This window comes from Rhodococcus sp. (in: high G+C Gram-positive bacteria), from assembly GCF_049591685.1.
GTDB lineage: Bacteria > Actinomycetota > Actinomycetes > Mycobacteriales > Mycobacteriaceae > Rhodococcoides.
This window is the reverse complement of record NZ_JBAWFH010000335.1, coordinates 1-2,022: the sequence shown is the minus strand read 5'-3', so window position 1 is coordinate 2,022 and position 2,022 is coordinate 1. Positions and strand designations below refer to the sequence as shown.

Annotated in this window: 3 protein-coding genes; 2 read left to right on the top strand and 1 reads right to left on the bottom strand. The window is 62.8% G+C overall.

All coding sequences use genetic code 11. From position 1 onward, the window contains the following. Positions 1-187 precede the first annotated feature (187 nt). Positions 188-454, top strand: a complete 267-nt coding sequence (locus WBQ44_RS14075) for a hypothetical protein (protein WP_495567295.1) — start codon at positions 188-190, stop codon at positions 452-454. Between the two features lie 89 nt (positions 455-543). Here WBQ44_RS14075 and WBQ44_RS14070 read toward each other — a convergent pair whose 3' ends face one another. Then, on the bottom strand, positions 544-1,281 hold the full coding sequence (locus WBQ44_RS14070) for an SDR family oxidoreductase (RefSeq protein ID WP_495567294.1): 738 nt from the start codon (positions 1,279-1,281) through the stop codon (positions 544-546). Positions 1,282-1,484: 203 nt separating this feature from the next. Here WBQ44_RS14070 and WBQ44_RS14065 point away from each other — a divergent pair, with 203 nt between their 5' ends. Further along, the gene (locus tag WBQ44_RS14065; protein ID WP_495567293.1) at positions 1,485-1,892 is read left to right on the top strand and encodes a VOC family protein; all 408 of its coding nucleotides are present in this window, start codon (positions 1,485-1,487) and stop codon (positions 1,890-1,892) included. The last annotated feature ends 130 nt before the right edge of the window (positions 1,893-2,022 follow it).

The window sequence follows — 2,022 nt, the reverse complement described above, 5'->3', positions numbered from 1 at the left end:
GGACGACTCGACGGCGGGTGTCGATCTTGATTGTTGGCAGCATCACACCGTCAAAAGGTTGGCCCAGGCCACGACACTGGGCATGTTGGTAGGGGCCACGAAACATCGTTGACACGTACAGCGCCCGTGTAACAGTTCCGAAGGGCGAAACGACTCATCCCTCAGGACGCGAACAAAAGGAGACGATGTGACTTTGCAGATCGATTCGCTCGCCATCAGCACCGACGAAGAATCCAAGCAAGACGTACAGATCGACCAGCTTCACGAGCAGGTTGCCGCGCTCGATGCCGACATCGTCGGCGCAATCGAAAAGCGCACCGAATTGGTGCGCAAACTGGCTGCTGCCACAAGCGATGCAGCCATCACGGCTGAATCCACCACTTTCGACGATCTCGGTTCCGACGCCTCCGTGTTGTCTCGGATGCTTGCCCGTATCGCTTCGGCGGCCCGCTAGAACCGTTACGTCCCCCCTCCTTCGTTTGCAACGAGGCCTCGGTTGGAGCAACAGCGCTCCAGACCGGGGCCTTGTTTCGTTGTCAGGTGTCACAGCGCGCGCATTGCACCACCGTCGACGGCCACCGTCGACCCGGTGATGTAGGACGCGGCCGACGAGGCCAGAAACGCGACGGTGCGCCCCAATTCTTCGGGGTCGCCGATACGGCCCAGCGGAATCCGAGCGAGCGCGTCGTCCGACACCCGCCCGCCGCGCGCCGTGTCGAACCGTCCGGGCAAAACACTGACGACGCGAATCCCCCGTGGGCCCAGCTCGTCCGCCATGTCCTTCGCGATCATCGCCAAGCCCGGACGCAGCCCGTTGGAAATGCCGAGCCCTGTCAACGGCGATTTCACCGACGTGGACAGAACGAGCACGATGGCGCCGCCCGCGGTCATCACGGCCGATGCGGCCCGGACCAGACGAACACAGCCGAGTAGCACCGATTCGAAAGCACTCTGCCAATCTTCGTCGAGTGCCCCCAGCGCAGTGCTCGGGGGCGGGCCGCCGACACTGACGACGAGACCGTCGAGCTTGCCCCAGTGAGCGATCGCCGACTCGACGAGAAGTTCCGCGGTAGCGGGATGGCCGTTGTCGCCGACCATGCCGTGCACGGCGTTGGGTCGGTGAGCTCCCAACTCGGTGACGGCGTCGTCGACCTTCGTCTGCGACCGGGATGACACCGTCACCTTCGCACCTTCACGAAGGAGTTCTCGGGCGCACGCCAATCCCAGTCCCTCTGTGCCACCCGTGACGACGAATGCTTTACCCGACAGACCCAAATCCATGAATTCTCCTCTTCGACGACCACCACCGATCGCGCAGACGCACGCTACGGCCCCTCCATCTTGCTACAGGTGGATCGCTCGAATGAACGGCGGAAGTCGGGCGAAGGCGCACGATGAGTTTTCGGTTCGCTCACTGTCCATATCCCCGAGACCCAGCACCGGGTCCTTTCAGACGCCGCTCCCGGCCGAACGAGGAGAGTCATATGTCACGAATGCTGTTCGCCAACATGCCCGTCATGGACGTCGCCGCAACCCGACAGTTCTTTGCCGGACTCGGCTTCGGTTTCAACGACGCCTTCAGCGACGAGAACTGCGTATCGATGGTCGTCAGCGATCAGGCGACCGTGATGTTTCTGAGTGAGACGCGCTTCAAGGATTTCATTTCCGACGGGATCGCCGACACCACCCAGGCGCGTGAGGTGTTGATGTGCATCAGCGCCGACACTCGCGAGGAAGTGGACACCCTGGTCGACACCGCGATTGCGGCCGGCGGGTCGAAGTGGATGGAACCGCAGGATCACGGGTTCATGTACGGCCGAGCGTTTCGGGACCTCGACAACCACGTGTGGGAAGTGATGTGGATGGACCCGAGCGCTGTGCCGTCGGAGTAGACGGTTCACCGGGTCCGGCCGCGCTCGAGTCCGGACCCGGTGACCACCCGTCTATACGCGCTCCGGCAACCCGAAACGCGCGAACAAACGCAGGTCGAAGAAGCATGCGACATGTCCGACACGGTCACCG

What these genes read in the sequence shown, in the direction of transcription:
- WBQ44_RS14070 (WP_495567294.1), bottom strand. Translation starts at nt 1,281, where the DNA reads ATGGATTTGGGTCTGTCGGGTAAAGCATTCGTCGTCACGGGTGGCACA.
- WBQ44_RS14065 (WP_495567293.1), top strand. Translation starts at nt 1,485, where the DNA reads ATGTCACGAATGCTGTTCGCCAACATGCCCGTCATGGACGTCGCCGCA.